This is a genomic window from Floridaenema flaviceps BLCC-F50 (assembly GCF_041929275.2).
Taxonomy (GTDB): Bacteria; Cyanobacteriota; Cyanobacteriia; order Cyanobacteriales; family Aerosakkonemataceae; genus Floridanema; species Floridanema flaviceps.
Map to the genome: position 1 here is coordinate 3,481,081 of NZ_JBHFNR020000001.1, position 17,212 is coordinate 3,498,292.

18 protein-coding genes are annotated in these 17,212 nt (G+C 40.9%); 10 read left to right on the forward strand and 8 right to left on the reverse strand.

Features of this window, described 5'->3' with window-relative positions:
- Positions 1-561: 561 nt before the first annotated feature.
- Positions 562-1,653: a peptidoglycan DD-metalloendopeptidase family protein gene (locus ACE1CI_RS16915; RefSeq protein ID WP_496615528.1), complete on the reverse strand. Its 1,092-nt coding sequence runs from the start codon at positions 1,651-1,653 to the stop codon at positions 562-564.
- 166 nt (positions 1,654-1,819) lie between these two features.
- Here ACE1CI_RS16915 and ACE1CI_RS16920 point away from each other — a divergent pair, with 166 nt between their 5' ends.
- Complete coding sequence (locus tag ACE1CI_RS16920) at positions 1,820-3,028, forward strand: HhoA/HhoB/HtrA family serine endopeptidase (protein WP_413262671.1); 1,209 nt, start codon at positions 1,820-1,822, stop codon at positions 3,026-3,028.
- A 158-nt stretch (positions 3,029-3,186) separates the two neighbouring features.
- Here ACE1CI_RS16920 and ACE1CI_RS16925 read toward each other — a convergent pair whose 3' ends face one another.
- From ACE1CI_RS16925 to ACE1CI_RS16935, 3 genes are all read right to left on the reverse strand, one after another.
- Positions 3,187-3,552 (reverse strand): DUF760 domain-containing protein, encoded by a 366-nt coding sequence (locus tag ACE1CI_RS16925; protein WP_413262672.1) that lies wholly within the window; start codon positions 3,550-3,552, stop codon positions 3,187-3,189.
- A gap of 249 nt (positions 3,553-3,801) precedes the next feature.
- Complete coding sequence (gene scpB, locus ACE1CI_RS16930; protein WP_413262673.1) at positions 3,802-4,296, reverse strand: SMC-Scp complex subunit ScpB; 495 nt, start codon at positions 4,294-4,296, stop codon at positions 3,802-3,804.
- Between the two features lie 88 nt (positions 4,297-4,384).
- Positions 4,385-5,629 (reverse strand): IS1/IS1595 family N-terminal zinc-binding domain-containing protein, encoded by a 1,245-nt coding sequence (locus tag ACE1CI_RS16935; RefSeq protein WP_413262674.1) that lies wholly within the window; start codon positions 5,627-5,629, stop codon positions 4,385-4,387.
- 82 nt (positions 5,630-5,711) lie between these two features.
- On the opposite strand from ACE1CI_RS16935, the gene ACE1CI_RS16940 reads away from it, so the two are divergent.
- From ACE1CI_RS16940 to ACE1CI_RS16965, 6 genes are all read left to right on the forward strand, one after another.
- The gene (locus tag ACE1CI_RS16940; RefSeq protein WP_413262675.1) at positions 5,712-7,220 is read left to right on the forward strand and encodes a UbiD family decarboxylase; all 1,509 of its coding nucleotides are present in this window, start codon (positions 5,712-5,714) and stop codon (positions 7,218-7,220) included.
- Positions 7,221-7,315: 95 nt separating this feature from the next.
- Positions 7,316-7,798 (forward strand): DUF6232 family protein, encoded by a 483-nt coding sequence (locus ACE1CI_RS16945; RefSeq protein ID WP_413262676.1) that lies wholly within the window; start codon positions 7,316-7,318, stop codon positions 7,796-7,798.
- Between the two features lie 139 nt (positions 7,799-7,937).
- The gene (locus ACE1CI_RS16950) at positions 7,938-8,720 is read left to right on the forward strand and encodes a DUF4058 family protein (protein ID WP_413262677.1); all 783 of its coding nucleotides are present in this window, start codon (positions 7,938-7,940) and stop codon (positions 8,718-8,720) included.
- A 79-nt stretch (positions 8,721-8,799) separates the two neighbouring features.
- Positions 8,800-9,495: a Uma2 family endonuclease gene (locus ACE1CI_RS16955; RefSeq protein ID WP_413262678.1), complete on the forward strand. Its 696-nt coding sequence runs from the start codon at positions 8,800-8,802 to the stop codon at positions 9,493-9,495.
- 66 nt (positions 9,496-9,561) lie between these two features.
- Positions 9,562-9,804: a type II toxin-antitoxin system HicB family antitoxin gene (locus ACE1CI_RS16960; RefSeq protein WP_413262679.1), complete on the forward strand. Its 243-nt coding sequence runs from the start codon at positions 9,562-9,564 to the stop codon at positions 9,802-9,804.
- A gap of 123 nt (positions 9,805-9,927) precedes the next feature.
- Positions 9,928-10,707, forward strand: coding sequence for a TdeIII family type II restriction endonuclease (locus ACE1CI_RS16965; protein WP_413262680.1), 780 nt, complete (start codon positions 9,928-9,930; stop codon positions 10,705-10,707).
- A 138-nt stretch (positions 10,708-10,845) separates the two neighbouring features.
- Here the strand turns inward: ACE1CI_RS16965 and ACE1CI_RS16970 are convergent, their stop codons facing one another.
- The 3 genes from ACE1CI_RS16970 to ACE1CI_RS16980 form a co-directional block, all read right to left on the reverse strand.
- Positions 10,846-11,886 carry a DNA cytosine methyltransferase gene (locus ACE1CI_RS16970; protein ID WP_413262681.1) on the reverse strand — a complete coding sequence of 347 codons (1,041 nt, stop codon included), beginning with the start codon at positions 11,884-11,886 and terminating at the stop codon, positions 10,846-10,848.
- A 118-nt stretch (positions 11,887-12,004) separates the two neighbouring features.
- A complete protein-coding gene (locus ACE1CI_RS16975) occupies positions 12,005-12,241 on the reverse strand; it encodes a type II toxin-antitoxin system Phd/YefM family antitoxin (RefSeq protein ID WP_413262682.1) in 237 nt (78 codons plus the stop codon).
- Between the two features lie 11 nt (positions 12,242-12,252).
- Entirely contained in the window at positions 12,253-12,384 is a 132-nt protein-coding gene (locus ACE1CI_RS16980) for a hypothetical protein (protein ID WP_413262683.1), read from the reverse strand.
- 110 nt (positions 12,385-12,494) lie between these two features.
- On the opposite strand from ACE1CI_RS16980, the gene ACE1CI_RS16985 reads away from it, so the two are divergent.
- Positions 12,495-12,833, forward strand: a complete 339-nt coding sequence (locus ACE1CI_RS16985) for a hypothetical protein (RefSeq protein WP_413262684.1) — start codon at positions 12,495-12,497, stop codon at positions 12,831-12,833.
- A gap of 69 nt (positions 12,834-12,902) precedes the next feature.
- Here ACE1CI_RS16985 and ACE1CI_RS16990 read toward each other — a convergent pair whose 3' ends face one another.
- A complete protein-coding gene (locus tag ACE1CI_RS16990; protein WP_413262685.1) occupies positions 12,903-13,724 on the reverse strand; it encodes an SDR family NAD(P)-dependent oxidoreductase in 822 nt (273 codons plus the stop codon).
- A 612-nt stretch (positions 13,725-14,336) separates the two neighbouring features.
- On the opposite strand from ACE1CI_RS16990, the gene ACE1CI_RS16995 reads away from it, so the two are divergent.
- On the forward strand, positions 14,337-15,272 hold the full coding sequence (locus ACE1CI_RS16995; protein WP_413262686.1) for a bestrophin family protein: 936 nt from the start codon (positions 14,337-14,339) through the stop codon (positions 15,270-15,272).
- A gap of 26 nt (positions 15,273-15,298) precedes the next feature.
- Complete coding sequence (locus ACE1CI_RS17000) at positions 15,299-17,029, forward strand: WD40 repeat domain-containing protein (protein ID WP_413262687.1); 1,731 nt, start codon at positions 15,299-15,301, stop codon at positions 17,027-17,029.
- Positions 17,030-17,212: the final 183 nt, after the last annotated feature.

Sequence of the window (17,212 nt, forward strand, 5' to 3'; positions counted from 1 at the left end):
AGGTGGAACCTCCTTTTTAAAACAAGATCCAAGTAATAGCAAAACTCCACTCAACCTGAACTAAAAACCATGATTTATCAGTCCTCTTCAGAGGACTTAAGCTATTAGCCTGGGAATTGATGATACTGTTGGCGAATTAATTGGGGGGTATTATTCGCCAACAGTATCATTGATTTCCGGGCGGGCTAACAGCGCAGGTGCAAGATCTCAGTAAACAGAAGATCGCTTATTGTTTATCTCGAAGGAATTAGTGGGATGGTGCGTTACACTGGCGTTAACGCACCCTACGCATAGAGTATGGGCAAATTTTTGGGGTTATGGTGGGCGATCGATCTTCTGTGCAGCAATAATTAATGAAACACCATTAATAGCAAAGAAGGCAGAAGGCAGAAGTAAAAATTCCCCTTGTCCCCTTGTCCCCTTGTCCCCTTGTCCCCTTGTCCCCTTGTCCCCTTGTCCCCTTGTCCCCTTGTCTCCTTGTCCCCTTGTCCCCTTGTCCCCTTGTCTCCTTGTCCCCTTGTCCCCTTGTCCCCTTGTCCCCTTGTCTCCTTGTCCCCAAGACTACTGCACGCTACCCGGAGGTGGTATAGGGATATTGATAGGTTGACTGGGTTGTACTATTCTTCCGGTTCCGGGGGGTAGGGGGATGATGGCGGGTTTATTGCGATCGCCACTATCTCCTGTTGCCGCTGGGGGTGGGGGTAGATTTGCGGGAAGGTTGAAAGTCGGCTGTTGTCCGGTTTCTGGAACTACTAGCGGCGAAGGATTGGGATTTTCCGCTGTTCCTACCATTTGCCGCAGATAGGACTTGGGATCTTCTGCTACCCAACCTAATTGAGAGTTATAACGGATTTCAAAATGTAAATGGGCAGTTTCAATATCCGGGCTACCTGTACTCCCAACAGTTCCTAATTGTTGCCCTTGTCTTACTGGTTGTCCAGAGGTAACAGTAATACTACCCAAATGTGCATAGCGAGTTTGTTGTCCTTCTTGATGATTTACAACTACTAAATAACCATAATCTCCGCGATCGCCAGCATAAGCCACTATGCCATCCCCAGCCGCTAAAACTGGCGTACCGGGGTTAGCAAGTAAATCTAACCCACTGTGAAAAAATACTTTGCGCGTACTCGGATGTAGCAACCAACCATATCCCAAAGCTACAGGCGCAACAGTTGGCAAAGGATAGCCTTTGAGAGTGGTATTCTCAATAAAATTATCGCTGCCTGCTGGCGACCAATTTACCCCAGGCAAAAACACAACTCTGAGATCTTCCTGACAACCATTGGCTTCATATACCAACACATCTCGCACCTTATAAACCGCCGCAACATCTCGCCAAGTTTGATTTGCGGGAACTTCCACCGCTATGCCATTAAAGGGCGGAATGATTATTTCACTCCCCGCCCGGACTTCACCTTGTCTGATGCTGGGGTTCATTCCCATCAGGGTAGCCGGAATCAAGTTATAAAGTCTGGCAATACTCTCAATTGTCTCCCCAGGCGCAACTAAGTGTTTTTTGAGCCGGGATAAAGCTGGTTCAGGACAGTTGAGGTTGTTAGCCTCTACTGCGTTGGCTTTTATTCCGGCAATGGGAATATTGAGCGATAAAAGTGCGATCGTAAGGGTCAGTTGTCCTTTGTTAATTTTCATTTGCCAAGTGTTCCATTTCCTTCGCCATTTGTTATCTTCAATTTTTTATAGCCCTTTGTTCCAAGCTATTTTAAGCTTGACTGCTTAAGATCAGGCAGGTCGCCAGCAAAGAACAGGCTAAATTAGATTTCATTACTAGTTTCTGTTTGTTTGGGCATCATGAATTATGAGTTTATCTTTTAAACAACTGACTCTTTATTTAACTTTACTGAGTTTAGGTGGTGGGGCAGGAATCTTAGGCAACCGCTATCTACAATCAGAAAATCCTATCAGACAGACTGCTTCAATGACACCCGTAATCCAGCAGCCGCTACCGCCTCAGCCTAGCCCTTCGTTAGGTAGACTCCCGATTTCACCGGGTAATGTTAATTTTATCGCTGAGGCTGCCCAAAAAGTTGGCCCAGCAGTGGTTCGCATTGATGCGGCGCGGAAAGTGGAAACTCCTTTACCAGAACTGTTTCAAAACCCTCTATTTAGAGGGTTTTTTGGTAGTGAGAAGCCTGTTCCATCCGATGAACGGGTAGAACGGGGTACGGGATCGGGTGTGATTTTGTCTGCGGATGGGCGTTTGGTGACTAATGCTCATGTGGTGGCAGGAGCCGATATTGTGAGAGTAACGCTCAAAGATGGTCGCTCTCTGGATGGTCGGGTGATTGGTGTGGATCAGCTTACCGATCTAGCGGTGGTTAAAATTGAGGCGAAGGATTTACCTACGGTAAGTTTGGGTAGTTCGCAAAATTTGATTCCGGGAGACTGGGCGATCGCGATCGGTAATCCCTTGGGTTTGGATAATACTGTCACTGTGGGGATTATCAGCGCTACGGGACGTTCTAGTTCCCAAGTGGGTGTCCCAGATAAAAGAGTTAATTTTATTCAAACTGATGCCGCGATTAACCCCGGAAACTCTGGCGGGCCTTTGTTAAACTCAAATGGCGAAGTGATTGGGATTAATACAGCGATTCGCGCTGGTGCTCAAGGGTTGGGTTTTGCGATTCCGATCGAAACTGCTCAAAGAGTCGCTAATCAACTCTTTGATAAAGGTCGTGCAGAACATCCATTCTTGGGCGTTCAGATGGTGACTCTCTCTCCAGAGATGAGAAACAAAGTTAGTCAAGAAACTGACTTGAAAATTACTCAAGATCGGGGAGTCTTGATCGTGCGAGTTCTGGAAAAATCGCCAGCCGAAAAATCAGGTCTACGCGCAGGTGACATCATCGAGAAAATTGGCGACCTGACTGTTCAAGATACTTCTGCTGTACAGCAAGTGGTCGAATCTAACGAGGTTGGTGTGGTTCTGGAAATGGAAGTGAACCGCAATGGTCGCAGACAAAAGCTCCAAGTAAAAACAGGAGTTTATCCAAAACGGCTGAATTAGCACCAATTTTAGATTTTAGAATGTGGATTTTAGGTTCTTTGGTTGATTTATGCGATCTTCTTTGGTTGCCTCACTAAGAATCTAAAATCTCAAATCTAAAATTAACCTAAAATTGATCCTGGTTCACTTCTTTTCTAAGTACGGGCTGTGCCATTGGTTTAAAACGGTGACTCACTGGATTTTTCATCTTTGCCTGAGTCTGAGAGTGTATGCGACCCTAGAAGACTCTCTTCTAGCTGCATTCGTTGTTCCATCTGGCGCAGAAAATAGCCAGTCATCATCGCTGAAGCTAACAACCCAGCCAGGTTTTCCCGGTCTGTAGTAATTTCGACATTAAAATGTTCCCCTGGCAACATCCCGACTAAACCTTGGACGTTCTGGGAAATAATTTGTTTGATTTCGGGACTGACTGACTTAGCTACACGCTCCAAAACTTCCGGCGACTGATGCTGGAGATAAGTCAACAACTCATTAGTTTGAGTATCTTGGGCGTTGCTACTGAGATGGTTGGGGTTAAAGACCATGTGAATCCCACTTGTTTTACTACTACTAATCTAATCGATTTTGATATCAATGAAGGGGATTGGGGCGGGGTTAGGGGTTAGGGGTTAGGGGTTAGGGAGGTAGGGAGAGTTTCTCGTAAGGAGAGTTTTGAGTTTTGAGTTAAACTTCCCAAGAGTCCCAAGAGTCCCAAGAGTCCCAAGAGTCCCCATCTCCCCATCCCCCCATCCCCCCAGATCCCCAGATCCCTAACTCCTAACCCCCAACCCCTATCATTTCTGTGCTAGCTGTTCGATCGCTTTGGGGAGTTCTTCGAGTTGAAAGTATTGGTAAAATTTATCTGTGACTTGTAGCCAGTATGACCGACTATCTGTTTGGCGGCGTTTACGAACATAGCCTAATTCTACTAGTTCTTGTACTTGTTGATACGCTCCTGAGCCTCTTAAGTCTACTAATTCTGTTTGGGAAATTGGGCCTTTGAGGGCGATCGCAGCTAGTGTTCTTAATGCCCCGACTCCTAGTTCTGGGGGAATTAAATTTTGCATTAGGTTATGAAAGGTCGATCGCAATTGTAAGCTGTAACCTTCTGGTGTTTCGACTACTTCTAGGGCACTGTCGCGATGTGCGTAGTCGTTGATTAGTTCGATCAGTGCTTCTTTGACTTCGGAGCGATCGCAGCCAGCATACTCAGCGATTTCTGATAGCGAAAGTGGCTGACCTTTTAAATACAGAATTGCTTCAATTTTAGTTGCTAAACGATGCGACATCTGATGTTTCAGTTAAATGTTACCATTTTCGAGAAACTGGTGTTTCTGGATCTAGCATGATAGCATTTTCGCTATTGCTCATTACTGTTTAAGTTAATTCTATTTTGAATTTATTTCCTTTTTGTTTCACATTAAAACAATTACAGGATTTGAGAAATTTGCTTAAGGTGCCACTTAAACCTAATTCTTTAATTACAGACCGAGGCGGTTTGCCATAAATAGTCATAAATTCTTTGGCTAATACATTCAGAGAAATATCTTCTTCTGGATTTTGTGACTTGATTTTTTTCATTAATTGAATCAAGGCTTTTTCTAATTTTTCCTTGCTGTCGATCGATTCTAGGTTGTTTCCCTTATTTGCTGCTCCATTTTGCACCCCATTTAGAGAATTATTGAAGTTATTATTGATTTGACTGGGATTTAAAATAACTTCTGGTTGTAAATTGTTGCTATTATCGGACTTTGTTGGAGTTGCGTCTAATTTTTCAATTACACTATTTTCTTGTTTAACGATGTTACATCTAGCTTGGAATAGTGCTGAAAAAGCAGAGATTTTAGAGATTCTTTCATCGATCGATTCTCGCTCCAACTGAAGCAAACTTTCTAATTGACTCATTAACATATCTAACGGGGGAATTTCTGTCTCTAAGCTAATCGAGTAATGTTTGGTTTTTCCTGTGTGGCGATTTTCGACTATTAATTTTTCTTCTTTACGGCGAACCCAATAAACTACTATACCATGATTTTGTAACTGATGACAAAGGTGCATCAATAACCCATCCGAGGAACAAATAAATACTTCTTTAACCAGGGGATAGGGTTTAAAAATTGATGCGCCAAAAGCAATCATTTTGGCATCGGCGCTGTTTTTGCCGTTGGGTACATGAATTAATTGATAACCGCGATCGTACAAATCTGCATCTTGTTTTGCTAGCGACGCATTTCTCCAATTCGCAAAAGCAATTTTAATTAACTGTGGCGATCGGGCTAAACTAAGGAGAAACTTTTCCGCATTCTGGTCAATTTTCAGGTTTTCCGCATCTAAAAGCAACACAGAAACTACACTTTCAGCATGAGAGATAATTTCCTCATCCATCTGCATATCTGAGGGCAAATTTTCAGGTTCATTACTCTCACTAACAGGTGTGACTTCTGTGATTGACTCCGATTCTAAAACGGTGGCAACTTCTGGGGCATAAATTTCCGTAGTTGACAATACAAAATTAGCTGTCTCTAAAAATTGTCGCCCACAATTTTTGCACAAATAATTTTGTCTGCCATTGCGACGACCATTTTTGCGATAAGAAGTAGATTGGCATTGGGGACATTTCATGTTTATCCTCAGAGAAACTGTCCTGACTTAGTGCATCTTTCTCACATAATATAAAAAAGGATGTTTTACAAATCTTAAAATAATGGCTAGGGATTTACGGGGATTTATTAAACTACTGGAGGAACGGGGACAATTACGGCGAATTTCGGCGTTGGTTGACCCAGATTTGGAAATTGCCGAGATTTCTAACCAAATGCTACAACGGGGTGGGCCTGCGTTACTATTTGAAAATGTTAAAGGTTCTCCTTTTCCTGTCGCGGTGAATTTAATGGGGACAGTGGAAAGGATTTGCTGGGCGATGAATATGCAGCATCCTTTGGAGTTGGAAGATTTGGGGAAAAAGTTGGCAATGCTGCAACAACCAAAACCTCCAAAAAAGATTGCCCAAGCGGTAGAGTTTGGTAAAGTGTTATTTGATGTGCTGAAGGCGAAACCAGGGCGGGATTTTTTCCCATCTTGTCAACAGGTGGTAATTCAAGGTGATGATTTAGATCTTAATCAAATTCCGATGATTCGCCCTTATCCGGGTGATGCGGGGAAGATTATCACGCTAGGATTGGTGATTACTAAAGATTGCGAAACGGGAACACCAAATGTAGGGGTTTATCGTTTGCAATTGCAATCTCGCAACACTATGACTGTGCATTGGTTATCTGTGCGAGGTGGGGCGAGACATTTACGCAAGGCGGCGCAACAGGGGAAGAAGCTGGAAATTGCGATCGCTCTAGGTGTAGATCCTCTAATTATTATGGCAGCTGCAACTCCCATTCCCGTAGATTTATCTGAGTGGTTATTTGCTGGATTATACGGCGGTTCTGGTGTCCAGTTGGCGAAGTGTAAAACGGTAGATTTGGAAGTTCCCGCAGATTCAGAATTTGTTTTAGAAGGGACAATCACACCAGGGGAAATGTTGCCAGATGGCCCATTTGGGGATCACATGGGATATTATGGCGGGGTGGAAGATTCGCCTTTGATTCGGTTCCAATGTGTGACGCATCGGAAAGATCCGATTTATTTGACGACTTTTAGTGGTCGTCCTCCGAAGGAAGAAGCGATGATGGCGATCGCGCTTAATCGCATTTACACCCCAATTTTACGCCAACAAGTCTCCGAAATTGTCGATTTCTTCCTGCCAATGGAAGCGCTAAGTTACAAAGCAGCGATCATTTCCATTGATAAAGCATATCCCGGACAAGCAAGACGCGCCGCATTAGCTTTTTGGAGTGCGTTACCTCAATTTACTTACACCAAGTTTGTAATTGTGGTGGATAAAAATATCAACGTGCGCGATCCCCGCCAAGTCGTTTGGGCAATTTGTTCAAAAGTAGACCCAACCAGAGATGTATTTATTCTGCCAAATACGCCTTTTGACAGTTTAGACTTTGCTAGCGAAAAAATCGGTTTAGGTGGCAGAATGGGCATAGATGCAACTACCAAAATACCACCAGAAACCGAACACGAATGGGGCGCACCTTTAGAGTCCGATCCCGGCATAGCGGCGATGGTGGAAAGACGCTGGGCGGAGTATGGTTTAGCTGATTTGCAATTAGGAGAAGTCGATCCGAATTTGTTCGGTTATGATGTGAAATAGATAGCTTTATTTACCCAATTTAATTGGGTGCAGGATACCGTTTCAAAAATTTCATAGTTGTCGGGTGGGGGTGACTAGCTACCCACCCGGAGGGTATGTTTGGGAAAGTTGAAAAACTGTTCCCAAGCAAAGCTATTTATCTTAATCCCACAACTTTAAATAGCTTACAAATGATTACTCCCCAAGAAACACTTTACGATAAAGGCGGTATCAGAATTACTTCAACTCTATTGGGAAATGGAAATACATCCTATCGAATCCGCGATTTGCATCGTTTTACTAGAAGTGAAGAAAAGGTGATTGTTCAACAATCACGAACTGACTTAGTAATTCTTGGTGTGCTGTTATTAATGTTTGGTCTTTTGTTGCAACCCTTGGCACTTATCATAGCAATTATTATGATTATCCTGGGGTCAAATAGTAGTTTTGAGCAAGTGGAATATGTCCTAACTATTATTACGAATAAAAACCAAGAAATTAGGATTGCCAAAACGAGTAGAGAAGAAATGAACACAATTCAAGAAGCTTTAGAAAGAGCAATTTATTATTCCGCACCTGGAAGGGAAGGTGCTAATTAACAAATTGAGTTTTTAGTTGAAAATGCACTATACTTTTTGTAAAAGTTCCAAGTTTTGTTTTAAACGCAGATGATTTAATTAGATATTTCGATCGTGGCAAGAGATATAATGTTTTTATTGCGATCGCAGAGGTAATCCAATGCCTTCTCCATTTCCGGGCATGAATCCCTATTTAGAAAATCCTAGCTTATGGCCTGGTGTACATCACTGGTTGATTACTGAAATTGCCAGGTTTTTATCACCTCAATTACGTCCTAAATATATTGTTGCTGTGGAAGTGCGAGTTTATGAGACTTTTGGGGAAAATTTGTTAGTTGGGGTTCCCGATGTAACTGTGCAGCGTCAAAAAAATCCACTAAATCCCACTTCAACCAATGTTACTGTTGCTGCACTTCCAGCACAACCAATAACGGTAGAAGTTCCGGTTGCCGAAAGCATTAGACAGGGATATTTAGAAATTCGAGATGTGGCGAAAAAAGAGGTAGTAACAGTAATCGAAATTCTCTCACCTGTAAACAAACGTCCTGGAGATGGAAGGGAAACATACACAGCAAAACGAAATAAAATATTAGGGAGTTTAACGCATTTAGTAGAAATTGATTTACTGCGGAATTGGCAAGCGATGCCGTTTTCTAGCAATGGCATAGAAAGTGATTATCGGATTTTGGTTTGTCGTGGCGATCGTCGTCCGTCAGCAGAGTTATATGCTTTTAATTTAGCAAATGCAATTCCTAAATTTCCAATTCCTTTAAGGTCGGAAGATGAGGAACCTGTGTTAGATTTACAGAATATATTGCCTAATATTTATGAGATTGCTGGTTATGATTTACAGATTAATTATAGTCGGGAATGTGTGCCAGCTTTGTCAGAAACAAATGCAGCTTGGGTTGATGGGTTATTGAAAGAGAAAGGATTACGATAAACATTAAGTTAAAGTGTTAGCTGTTGATAGTTCAAGCTAAACTAAGAGAAAGCATTTTTTGTGTGGAGGCGCGATCGCTATGTCTCTTGCCAAAGATATCGATTCATTGGAAAATGTAGCAGAAGAGATTGTCGTTCCACCTACAAATTTATGGAGTGACGAACCACCATTGGAAAGCGATCGCCATCGAGAACAAATGGACTTATTGATCGACTGCCTTAACTGGTGGTGGCGCGATCGTACCGACTTTTATGTTAGTGGCAATCTAACCATTTATTACAGTCCAGAGCAAATAAAAAGACAAGATTTTCGTGGGCCAGATTTTTTTGTTGTCTTGGGAACCGAACGCCGACCTCGCAAAAGTTGGGTAGTTTGGGGTGAAAATGGCAGATATCCGAATTTGATAGTTGAGCTTCTTTCACAAAGTACCGCAGCAGTCGATCGAGGTTTGAAGAAACAGATTTATCAAGATATTTTCCGCACACCAGACTATTTTCTATTCGATCCTGAAACATTAGAGTTAGCTGGATTTCATTTGCTTGATGGTCAATATCAAGAATTAATTGCCAATGAAAAAGGGTGGTTGTGGAGTCAGCAATTAGAGTTATATTTAGGAATTCACCAAGGGAAGTTGCGGTTTTTTACTGCAAATGATGAACAGTTAGTTTTGACCGAAGGAGAAGATGAACGGCGACAGAAAGAATTAGCGGAACAAAAGGCAGAAAGATTGGCAGCAAAATTGCGAGAGTTGGGTGTCGATCCTGATGATTTATAGTAATATCAAGAGTTAATTAAATAATGATTTTGGTGTTTGGCGATCGAACTTAGGCAGAGATAGATAATGATTCCAGAATATATTCAAAAAGCAATGGAAGCAGCGCACTACGAAATGCTTGAGGAAGATGAAGGTTTTTATGGGGAAATTCCTGGCGCAACTGGTGTATGGGCAACAGGTAGTACTTTGGAAAGCTGTCGCAAGGAACTATTAGAAGTGCTGGAAGAATGGATACTGATTGGAATTGCTATGGGTCATAAACTGCCAGAATTTGACGGCGTTACCTTAAAAGTCGAATCTGTCGCCTGATGCCCACCTTTTTATGTTGATTTTTTGGTAGTTCGATAAGGGCAAACTCATTTTAGGGTATTGCACTAATGCCAAAGTATAGGATACTGAAGGTCTGTAAATATTTTAGGCTCTATCTTGACTATGAATGTCCAGTTGAAAGCTCAGATCAAGCAAAACTTAGAAACTTCTCTGCAAAAATTCTTTCGCGACAAAGAGGTTAAACATTCTCATTTATTAGACTTGCTATTTCCTAATGAAAGACGAATCAGGTCGTTAGTAGGTGGTTTGGAGACAAGTTTAGGTGTAGTTATTTGTAAACCGATCGCCCAAGTCCTAGCTAAAGCAAATGGTTTTCTAGTCGAAGATAAAGACCTATTAATGCCTAATCCTTTTCCTGAAATTCTGTCCCAAGAGGTTGAACAACTTAAACAGTCATGGCAAAATAATACTTTAATTACTACAGAAGAATATGTCAATAGGTTGAAAGAATCTGCACTCAAGTCAGACCGAGAAAATTTAAATTATGTTAATCCTGCTGCTAAAAAAACTGTAGATCTTTATTTGTTTAAGGATGGAAAAGAATATGCTTTTGATCTCAAAAGTGTACAAATTAATAAAAGAAGCGGTATCGATTTTAAACTACAATTAATTGATTGGTATTCCTATAGATTTTGTCAAGATCCGGCAGCAAATTTCACTGCTAAAATTGTCTTTCCTGTAAATCCTTACAAAGTAGATTGGTGGAAGCGCCAAGGAGAAAGAGCTTATCCGCTGGAAAAAGGCAAAGATGCTTGGGTGCAAGATGAATTTTGGGATTTTTGCTCAGGTAGAACAGATACTTGGGCGGAAATAATCGAAATTTTAGATGAGTTAGGCAAAGAGGGTTTTGGAGAGCAATTTAAGGAAATATTTTATCGTTAAACCACTAAAAATTGCTTAGAAAAGATAAAATCAATTACTAACATGAGCTATCTACCCTACATTTCTGATGAAAAATTAAGTGAAGAGAAAAAAGCCAGCTTTAGAACATTGTTCGATCGCGCTTACTAGTGAATAATCTCATTCACCTGATAAAGCATTAAGAATTGCTCGTCCCAAATGATATGCAAGATTAACGGGTACTGCATTGCCAATTTGTTCATATTTTGAACTTATACTGCCTATAAATTCCCAATCATCAGGAAAGGTTTGGATTCTGGCATATTCTCTAACTGTAAATGGTCTAGTTTCATCTGGATGACAGCGTTCTGTTTGCTTTTGTAATGGCGAAGTTGTGAGAGTTAAACTGGGTTCATCCCAAGAAATTCGGCGTGCCATTCCAGTTCTGCCACCTGTGAGATAATAGCTTTTTTTCATGTAACTTTTTTGGACATCTTCCGGCAAATTACGCCAGCAACCACCAGGAGGTACTAAAGCTAAAACGGCAGCTTTTTGTGGACTGTATTTCATTCCTTCAGAAATGGGGACATCTTTCAGAGCATCCCTTAAAGTAAGAATTACCGGAGAAGGTTCTGGGAAACGAAATTGAATGCTAGGAAGAGTGCCAACAATGATGATTCTTTCTCGCTTTTGGGGTACGTCGTAATTAACAGCATTCAGCAATCGATACTGAACTTTATAACCTAGCGATTCTAAAACAGATAGAATAATTTTTAAAGTTTGGCCTTTTTGATGACTGATTAAACCTCTGACGTTTTCTGCTAAAAATATTTTGGGTTTTACTTCTTTAAAACTGCGAGCAAATTCATAAAATAAAGTTCCACGAGTATCTTCTAAACCTAAACCTTTTCCAGCATAACTAAAAGCTTGACAAGGAAATCCCCCGGTAACAACATCTGCACTCATGCCTTGAAAAGAAACTTGAGAAATGTCGCCGTGAATCACATTCCAATTTGGACGATTATGCCGGAGTGTGGCAACAGCATCTTTATTAATTTCAATCAATGCTTTAGCGTCCAATCCTGCCTTTTCTAAGCCTAGTGCTAAACCACCTGCGCCAGCAAAAAGTTCGATGACAGTAGTACTACTAATTACTTCTGCTTTTTGCGGTTCAGTATATGGCAGAGGTGGTGGTTCAAATAAATTTAGCTGTATGTGCATGAGAGTTAATTTAACGTTATATACAAGCTATATTCTATGATTTAAGCAGCTAACTTAGCTGCGGTACTCAGTGCTTCTGGCAAATAGAAAGGAACAATAACACTGGTATCTAAATAGATCAATAGCGCTCCTCTTGTCTTAATTTGATTACTGTTTGACTCATAGGTTCACCCTTCAACTCAATAGAAGCACGGAATTTATCCATTTTGTTTAACCACTGCTCTTTTGAGAGCGGCGCTACTATTCTAGCTACTGGTTTTCCTGACTGTAGGAGTGTTACTTCTTCTCCTTTTGCTACTTTTTCCAGAATGGCTTGGAGGTTTTGGCTGGCTTCTTCAACAGTAATTTTAGACATTATAGTAGTGGTTATGGTACACCTTCAAGGCTACACCAATCGATCTGGGGATGAAAAGTGCGATCGCTTTTTTCCCATCGATTAGCTTTAAATTGAGAAGTGCGATCGCCTTTAACAACCCTACTTTTTGGTATATTCCGCAAGTCTTATGTAATCCTACTTAATCCATTTGACACAAACCCCTAGTATGACGCATTATCTTTACTAAATGTGGCAATTTATTAAGTAAAGGGACTTAGGAGCACCAGAATTGATGTATCAACCAGAGGAATCAGAATCAAAAAAGACTGAAAAAACTACTGATATCCGTGTTGCTGCTACTACAAGAATTTGGTCTTTTGCTACGGGAATGTTTGCTTTGTGGATGATTTTTTCACCAGAAAAAACCAATGTTACTGTACCAGTTATACTTGCTTCTAGCGCGGCAGCAGGGACAGCTTTTGTCTGGATCTCTGATGAAAAATCATCAGAATCTTTAGCAGAAGACGAAGTAGAAAAAATTGAAAAACGGCTGGATAAGCTAGAGACAATTGCTGCTGCTGAAGATTTTGAAATGTGGTTAAGAACCAAATATATAGCATCAAGAAATTAAAAAGTACGTAGTTGCGCTGTCTTCGCTAATAAGAGCGCTGAAGCGCAACTACGTACCTGTACTTGTTAATTAACTAGAGATTCCCGCCTCTCGTAATCGTCGGTAACGTTTAGGTTTATTCTCTGGCAAAGGTGCAGCCATGAGTAAAACTCTATCTAACAGCCAAGGGGCTATTTTTTGACAGATAACTGCTAAATGACTTTGCCATCCGATTAAAATTTCCGATCGTTCTTTTTGCAATCCAGTAATTAGCGATCGGGCAACTTTTTCGGTAGTTGTTGCTTGTACCCATTTAAACCATTGCAATTCTTTAACCATGTCGGTATCTGTTAAAGAAGGTAGCAAAGCTACAACTCGAATATTGTGTTGTGCTAGTTCACCCCGCAAAGCTTGAGTAAATCCTAAAATAGCAAACTTGGTAGCTGAATAAGTTGCCATTGTCGGTGCAGCTATCTTACCCATTAAGCTAGAAACATTGACAATTGTACCTTCTTTTTGTGCTGCCATGCGTCGCGCAATGATCCGCGTCATGGCATACATTCCCATCAAGTTAATCGCGATTTCTTGCTGAACATTTGGCAAAGGCGACTTCAAGAAAGGTGATTGATGCGCGACTCCAGCACAGTTAATTAAAAGTTGAATTGGGCCATAATCTCGCCAAGCTTGAGCCATTGCAATATTCACCTTTACTAACTGCGATAAATCCAAAGGTAGGGTGATAACTTCGACTCCTAAAAGTTCTATTTCGGTTGCAACTTCTGCTAAACGTTGGCGATCTCTAGCTACTAATAACAAACGTTTTACACCATTTTTTGCTAGTTCAAGAGCGATCGCACGACCAATTCCACGAGAAGCTCCAGTAACTAGAGCCGTTTTTCCTTGAATGTTCATAAAAACCTCCAGAGTAGGAGTCTCACACCACTGTCAGTCACCGAGGTTGAGAATTTTTGCTAACAAAATCTCGGTAGGGAATGAGACAAAAATCACTCACGATCGACTAGAAAAACTCAAGACATTTCTCAGAAACATTGCAGGGAACCTAGTTTTCGGAAATTTAATCTGAGATCTGCCTTAAAGTTGGAATCAGAAAAGTTTTTTTGATAGAAACTACCCAAAGTAACCGAGTCAAGTGCCAAAATTATTAGTCATAGACATAGTTCAACCAACAACAAAGATGTTTCTCCTCCGCCTAGTGAAACAATAAACGTGGAGCCGTCAGAAAAACATCTTCAGGCAATTCTGGAATCACTCACAATGTAGAGCATGGGTAGTACATCTCCTAAAATACGAGCATCTGTCGAATCCAGCCATAAGCACACATTAGCAACTAAATCAAGAAATTGCAATATTTTTTTATGAAAATTCTGTGACGTTTATGTGACAAAAATGAGAAACAGAGGATTTGTGAGTGAAAATGCCCTCCCAGTGAGGCTTATAGCAACTGAGAAGATAAAAGTAGTATCATTGGTGACAAGTTGAAAATAGTTTGGAAGACAAAATTAAATGCCTAAAGAGAGATTTTACTGGTATAAATCAGCTATTCAGCTGCGAGGTTCAGTTCTGCCAAATGTTTTACCAAGGGCTATATTTTGCGGTTTAGTAGGTTTGATTATTTCGATAATGTACTATTTTGGCTGGGCGGTATCTTTGCCTACTTTGGCTAGCTTGATCCCAAATGTTGTATTGGGTTTACTATTAGTTTTTCGGACTAACACAGCTTATGAAAGATTTTGGGAAGGACGCAAGCTTTGGGGAATAATTACTAATAATACCCGTAACTTAGCTCGAGGAATTTGGGTTTCAGTTGAAGAAAAAGAACCACAAGATAGAGATGTGAAAATCGCAACATTAAGACTTTTAGTTGCTTTTGCTGTCGCTACTAAATTACACTTACGAGGCGAGTCTGTTAATGAAGAATTAGAAGGAATAACAACGAAAAATCAATACTATAAACTCAAGGAAATGAACAACCCCCCCTTAGAGGTTGCTTTTTGGATTGCAGATTATTTGCAACAACAATATGAACGTAATTGTTTGAATAGCTACCAGTTAACAGCATTACAAGAATTGCTCAATAGCTTAGTAGATTGTTTAGGAGGTTGTGAGCGCATTTTAAGAACACCAATTCCCTTAGCCTATGCTATTCATTTGAAGCAGCTTTTACTACTTTATTGCCTATCATTACCATTTCAGGTAGTGAAAGATTTCGGTTTTTTCACTGGAATAATTGTCTTAATAATTAGTTTTACATTATTAGGTATCGAACAAATAGGCGTAGAAATTGAAGATCCTTTTGGTAAAGATCCCAACGACTTACCTCTGGATACAATTTGTGCTAATATGCGCCGCAATATCGAAGATTTAATTAGCTTAGCTCCCTATGTTAGAGATGGGCAAAGTGCTAAAATTTCCGCAGTGCCAAGGCAGGTAGAGAGTTAGTCAATAACGTTAGTTTAAGTAAAAAAATGGACTGGACTACCCCACTAAAATTCCTCCAAAATGACTTTATTCACCGCCTAAAAAAGCAAAAAGTTGTGCCACATTCCCTGCTGGAAGCAAAAATTCGCGGTTGTCATAATGAAATGATTACTATTAGCGAAGAACAGCTTGAAGAAATCCAAAAATTGTGCCAGCATCAAGCTGAAAGACTAGCGCAAAACCCGCCGGAAATCCCAAATAATTATGACTTTTGGCTAGAATTTCAAGAACACTTCCAGCAGGAAGCTTATGAATATTTACTGCGGGAACAATTGGTTGATGCCAGTCTTAACTACTGTTTAGGAACTCAAGTTAAAAAACTGGAAATTGCTCCCATTGAGAATATAGAATTAGATGCAGAAGGAAACTTGGTTAACGAAAGTAAATTTACTTATATCCTAACTGATATACCAAGCGTAAAAATTCAGGTTCATGTTGGCGATCGCCAAAGTTTTAATAGCCTCAAAAAAGATAAAGTTCGCTGGTGCATTACCCCAGATGACCTAAAAAATCACCAAGTCTTATTATTTATGTGTTTACTGGGGTTTCCTGACTCTCCGACAGTAGCAGAAATTCCAACTATTTTTACAGGTTTTATTCCCACAAACCAAATTACATTCACTGGGCCGAAAACATATTTGAAATTAACTGACCTACTATATACAGGAGGAATTGGTTGTTATTTGGCATCTTTTCATCAAGCAAACATAGCGATCGCAGAACAAATTATCATCTCAGACAATCTCCAAAACTTAGCTGATGATAATTCTTTATCTCCAGAAGTTGTAGGCTGGAAATCTGCTTACACCCTGACAGGACACCATAACGGAATTAATAGTTTAGCTATCAATTTAGCAGGGGAAATTTTAGCTAGTGGCAGTCGCGGAGAAATTCGCCTTTGGGATTTGACAAATGGAGAATTAATTAGCACCCTTTCAGAATATCCTTGGGTGAAAACTTGGGAAATAGATGAAATTAACGCCTTAGTTTTTAGCCCAGACGATCGGACTCTGATTAGTGGTGGAACAGACACAACCTTAAAAATTTGGCATCCCGGCGCTCAAGATTTAATTGATATTTTGGAACAGCATACTGGTGTAGTTCGTTGTTTAAGTTTTAGTGCTAACGGACAAATTTTAGCTAGTGGTGCAGACGATCGCAAAATTCATTTATGGAACCGTCGCCAGCGAGAAGCATCAGGTACTATTTCTTGGGGTGATGGAGTTCCCCATTCCCTTACTTTTAGTCACGATGGACTTTTTCTTGCCAGTGGTAGTTACCGCAAAATTAAAATTTGGTATTTGCAAGATGAAACAGGATCGGAATCTCCCAATGCTAAATTACTGCATACTTTAACAGCCCATTCTCACATTGTTACCGGATTAATCTTTTGCCCGGATAATCAAACTTTAATTAGTAGCAGTCGCGACGGCACCATTAAAGTTTGGCACTGGAAAACTGGAAAACTAATTCACACTATTAAAGAAGATACAGGTGCCATTTATGCGATCGCCCTAGACCCCAAAGAAGGAATCATCGCCAGCGGCAGCGAAGACAACACCCTTCGCCTCTGGCATCTCACTTCAGGAAAACTCCTTGGCACCTTCACAGGTCACACCCTACCCGTAAACGCCGTCGCCTTCACCCCCGACGGAAAAACCCTCGTCAGCGCCAGCCAAGATAAAACCATCAAGGTTTGGCAACATCAGAAGAAGTGAGGAGATGGGGAGATGGGGAGGTGGGGGGAGTGGAGGGAGTGTTGGAAGTGTTGGAAGTGTGGGAAGAAAATACTTCGCGTACTCCCCCATCTCCCCATCTCCCCATCTCCCCATCTCCCCATCTCCCCATCCCCCCATCTGTTCAATTTTCTTTGATGACTTCGGAAGTAGCCCTGGGGGTGC

What these genes read in the sequence shown, in the direction of transcription:
- ACE1CI_RS16915 (WP_496615528.1), bottom strand. Translation starts at nt 1,653, where the DNA reads ATGAAAATTAACAAAGGACAACTGACCCTTACGATCGCACTTTTATCG.
- ACE1CI_RS16920 (WP_413262671.1), top strand. Translation starts at nt 1,820, where the DNA reads ATGAGTTTATCTTTTAAACAACTGACTCTTTATTTAACTTTACTGAGT.
- ACE1CI_RS16925 (WP_413262672.1), bottom strand. Translation starts at nt 3,552, where the DNA reads ATGGTCTTTAACCCCAACCATCTCAGTAGCAACGCCCAAGATACTCAA.
- scpB (WP_413262673.1), bottom strand. Translation starts at nt 4,296, where the DNA reads ATGTCGCATCGTTTAGCAACTAAAATTGAAGCAATTCTGTATTTAAAA.
- ACE1CI_RS16935 (WP_413262674.1), bottom strand. Translation starts at nt 5,629, where the DNA reads ATGAAATGTCCCCAATGCCAATCTACTTCTTATCGCAAAAATGGTCGT.
- ACE1CI_RS16940 (WP_413262675.1), top strand. Translation starts at nt 5,712, where the DNA reads ATGGCTAGGGATTTACGGGGATTTATTAAACTACTGGAGGAACGGGGA.
- ACE1CI_RS16945 (WP_413262676.1), top strand. Translation starts at nt 7,316, where the DNA reads ATGTTTGGGAAAGTTGAAAAACTGTTCCCAAGCAAAGCTATTTATCTT.
- ACE1CI_RS16950 (WP_413262677.1), top strand. Translation starts at nt 7,938, where the DNA reads ATGCCTTCTCCATTTCCGGGCATGAATCCCTATTTAGAAAATCCTAGC.
- ACE1CI_RS16955 (WP_413262678.1), top strand. Translation starts at nt 8,800, where the DNA reads ATGTCTCTTGCCAAAGATATCGATTCATTGGAAAATGTAGCAGAAGAG.
- ACE1CI_RS16960 (WP_413262679.1), top strand. Translation starts at nt 9,562, where the DNA reads ATGATTCCAGAATATATTCAAAAAGCAATGGAAGCAGCGCACTACGAA.
- ACE1CI_RS16965 (WP_413262680.1), top strand. Translation starts at nt 9,928, where the DNA reads ATGAATGTCCAGTTGAAAGCTCAGATCAAGCAAAACTTAGAAACTTCT.
- ACE1CI_RS16970 (WP_413262681.1), bottom strand. Translation starts at nt 11,886, where the DNA reads ATGCACATACAGCTAAATTTATTTGAACCACCACCTCTGCCATATACT.
- ACE1CI_RS16975 (WP_413262682.1), bottom strand. Translation starts at nt 12,241, where the DNA reads ATGTCTAAAATTACTGTTGAAGAAGCCAGCCAAAACCTCCAAGCCATT.
- ACE1CI_RS16985 (WP_413262684.1), top strand. Translation starts at nt 12,495, where the DNA reads ATGTATCAACCAGAGGAATCAGAATCAAAAAAGACTGAAAAAACTACT.
- ACE1CI_RS16990 (WP_413262685.1), bottom strand. Translation starts at nt 13,724, where the DNA reads ATGAACATTCAAGGAAAAACGGCTCTAGTTACTGGAGCTTCTCGTGGA.
- ACE1CI_RS16995 (WP_413262686.1), top strand. Translation starts at nt 14,337, where the DNA reads ATGCCTAAAGAGAGATTTTACTGGTATAAATCAGCTATTCAGCTGCGA.
- ACE1CI_RS17000 (WP_413262687.1), top strand. Translation starts at nt 15,299, where the DNA reads ATGGACTGGACTACCCCACTAAAATTCCTCCAAAATGACTTTATTCAC.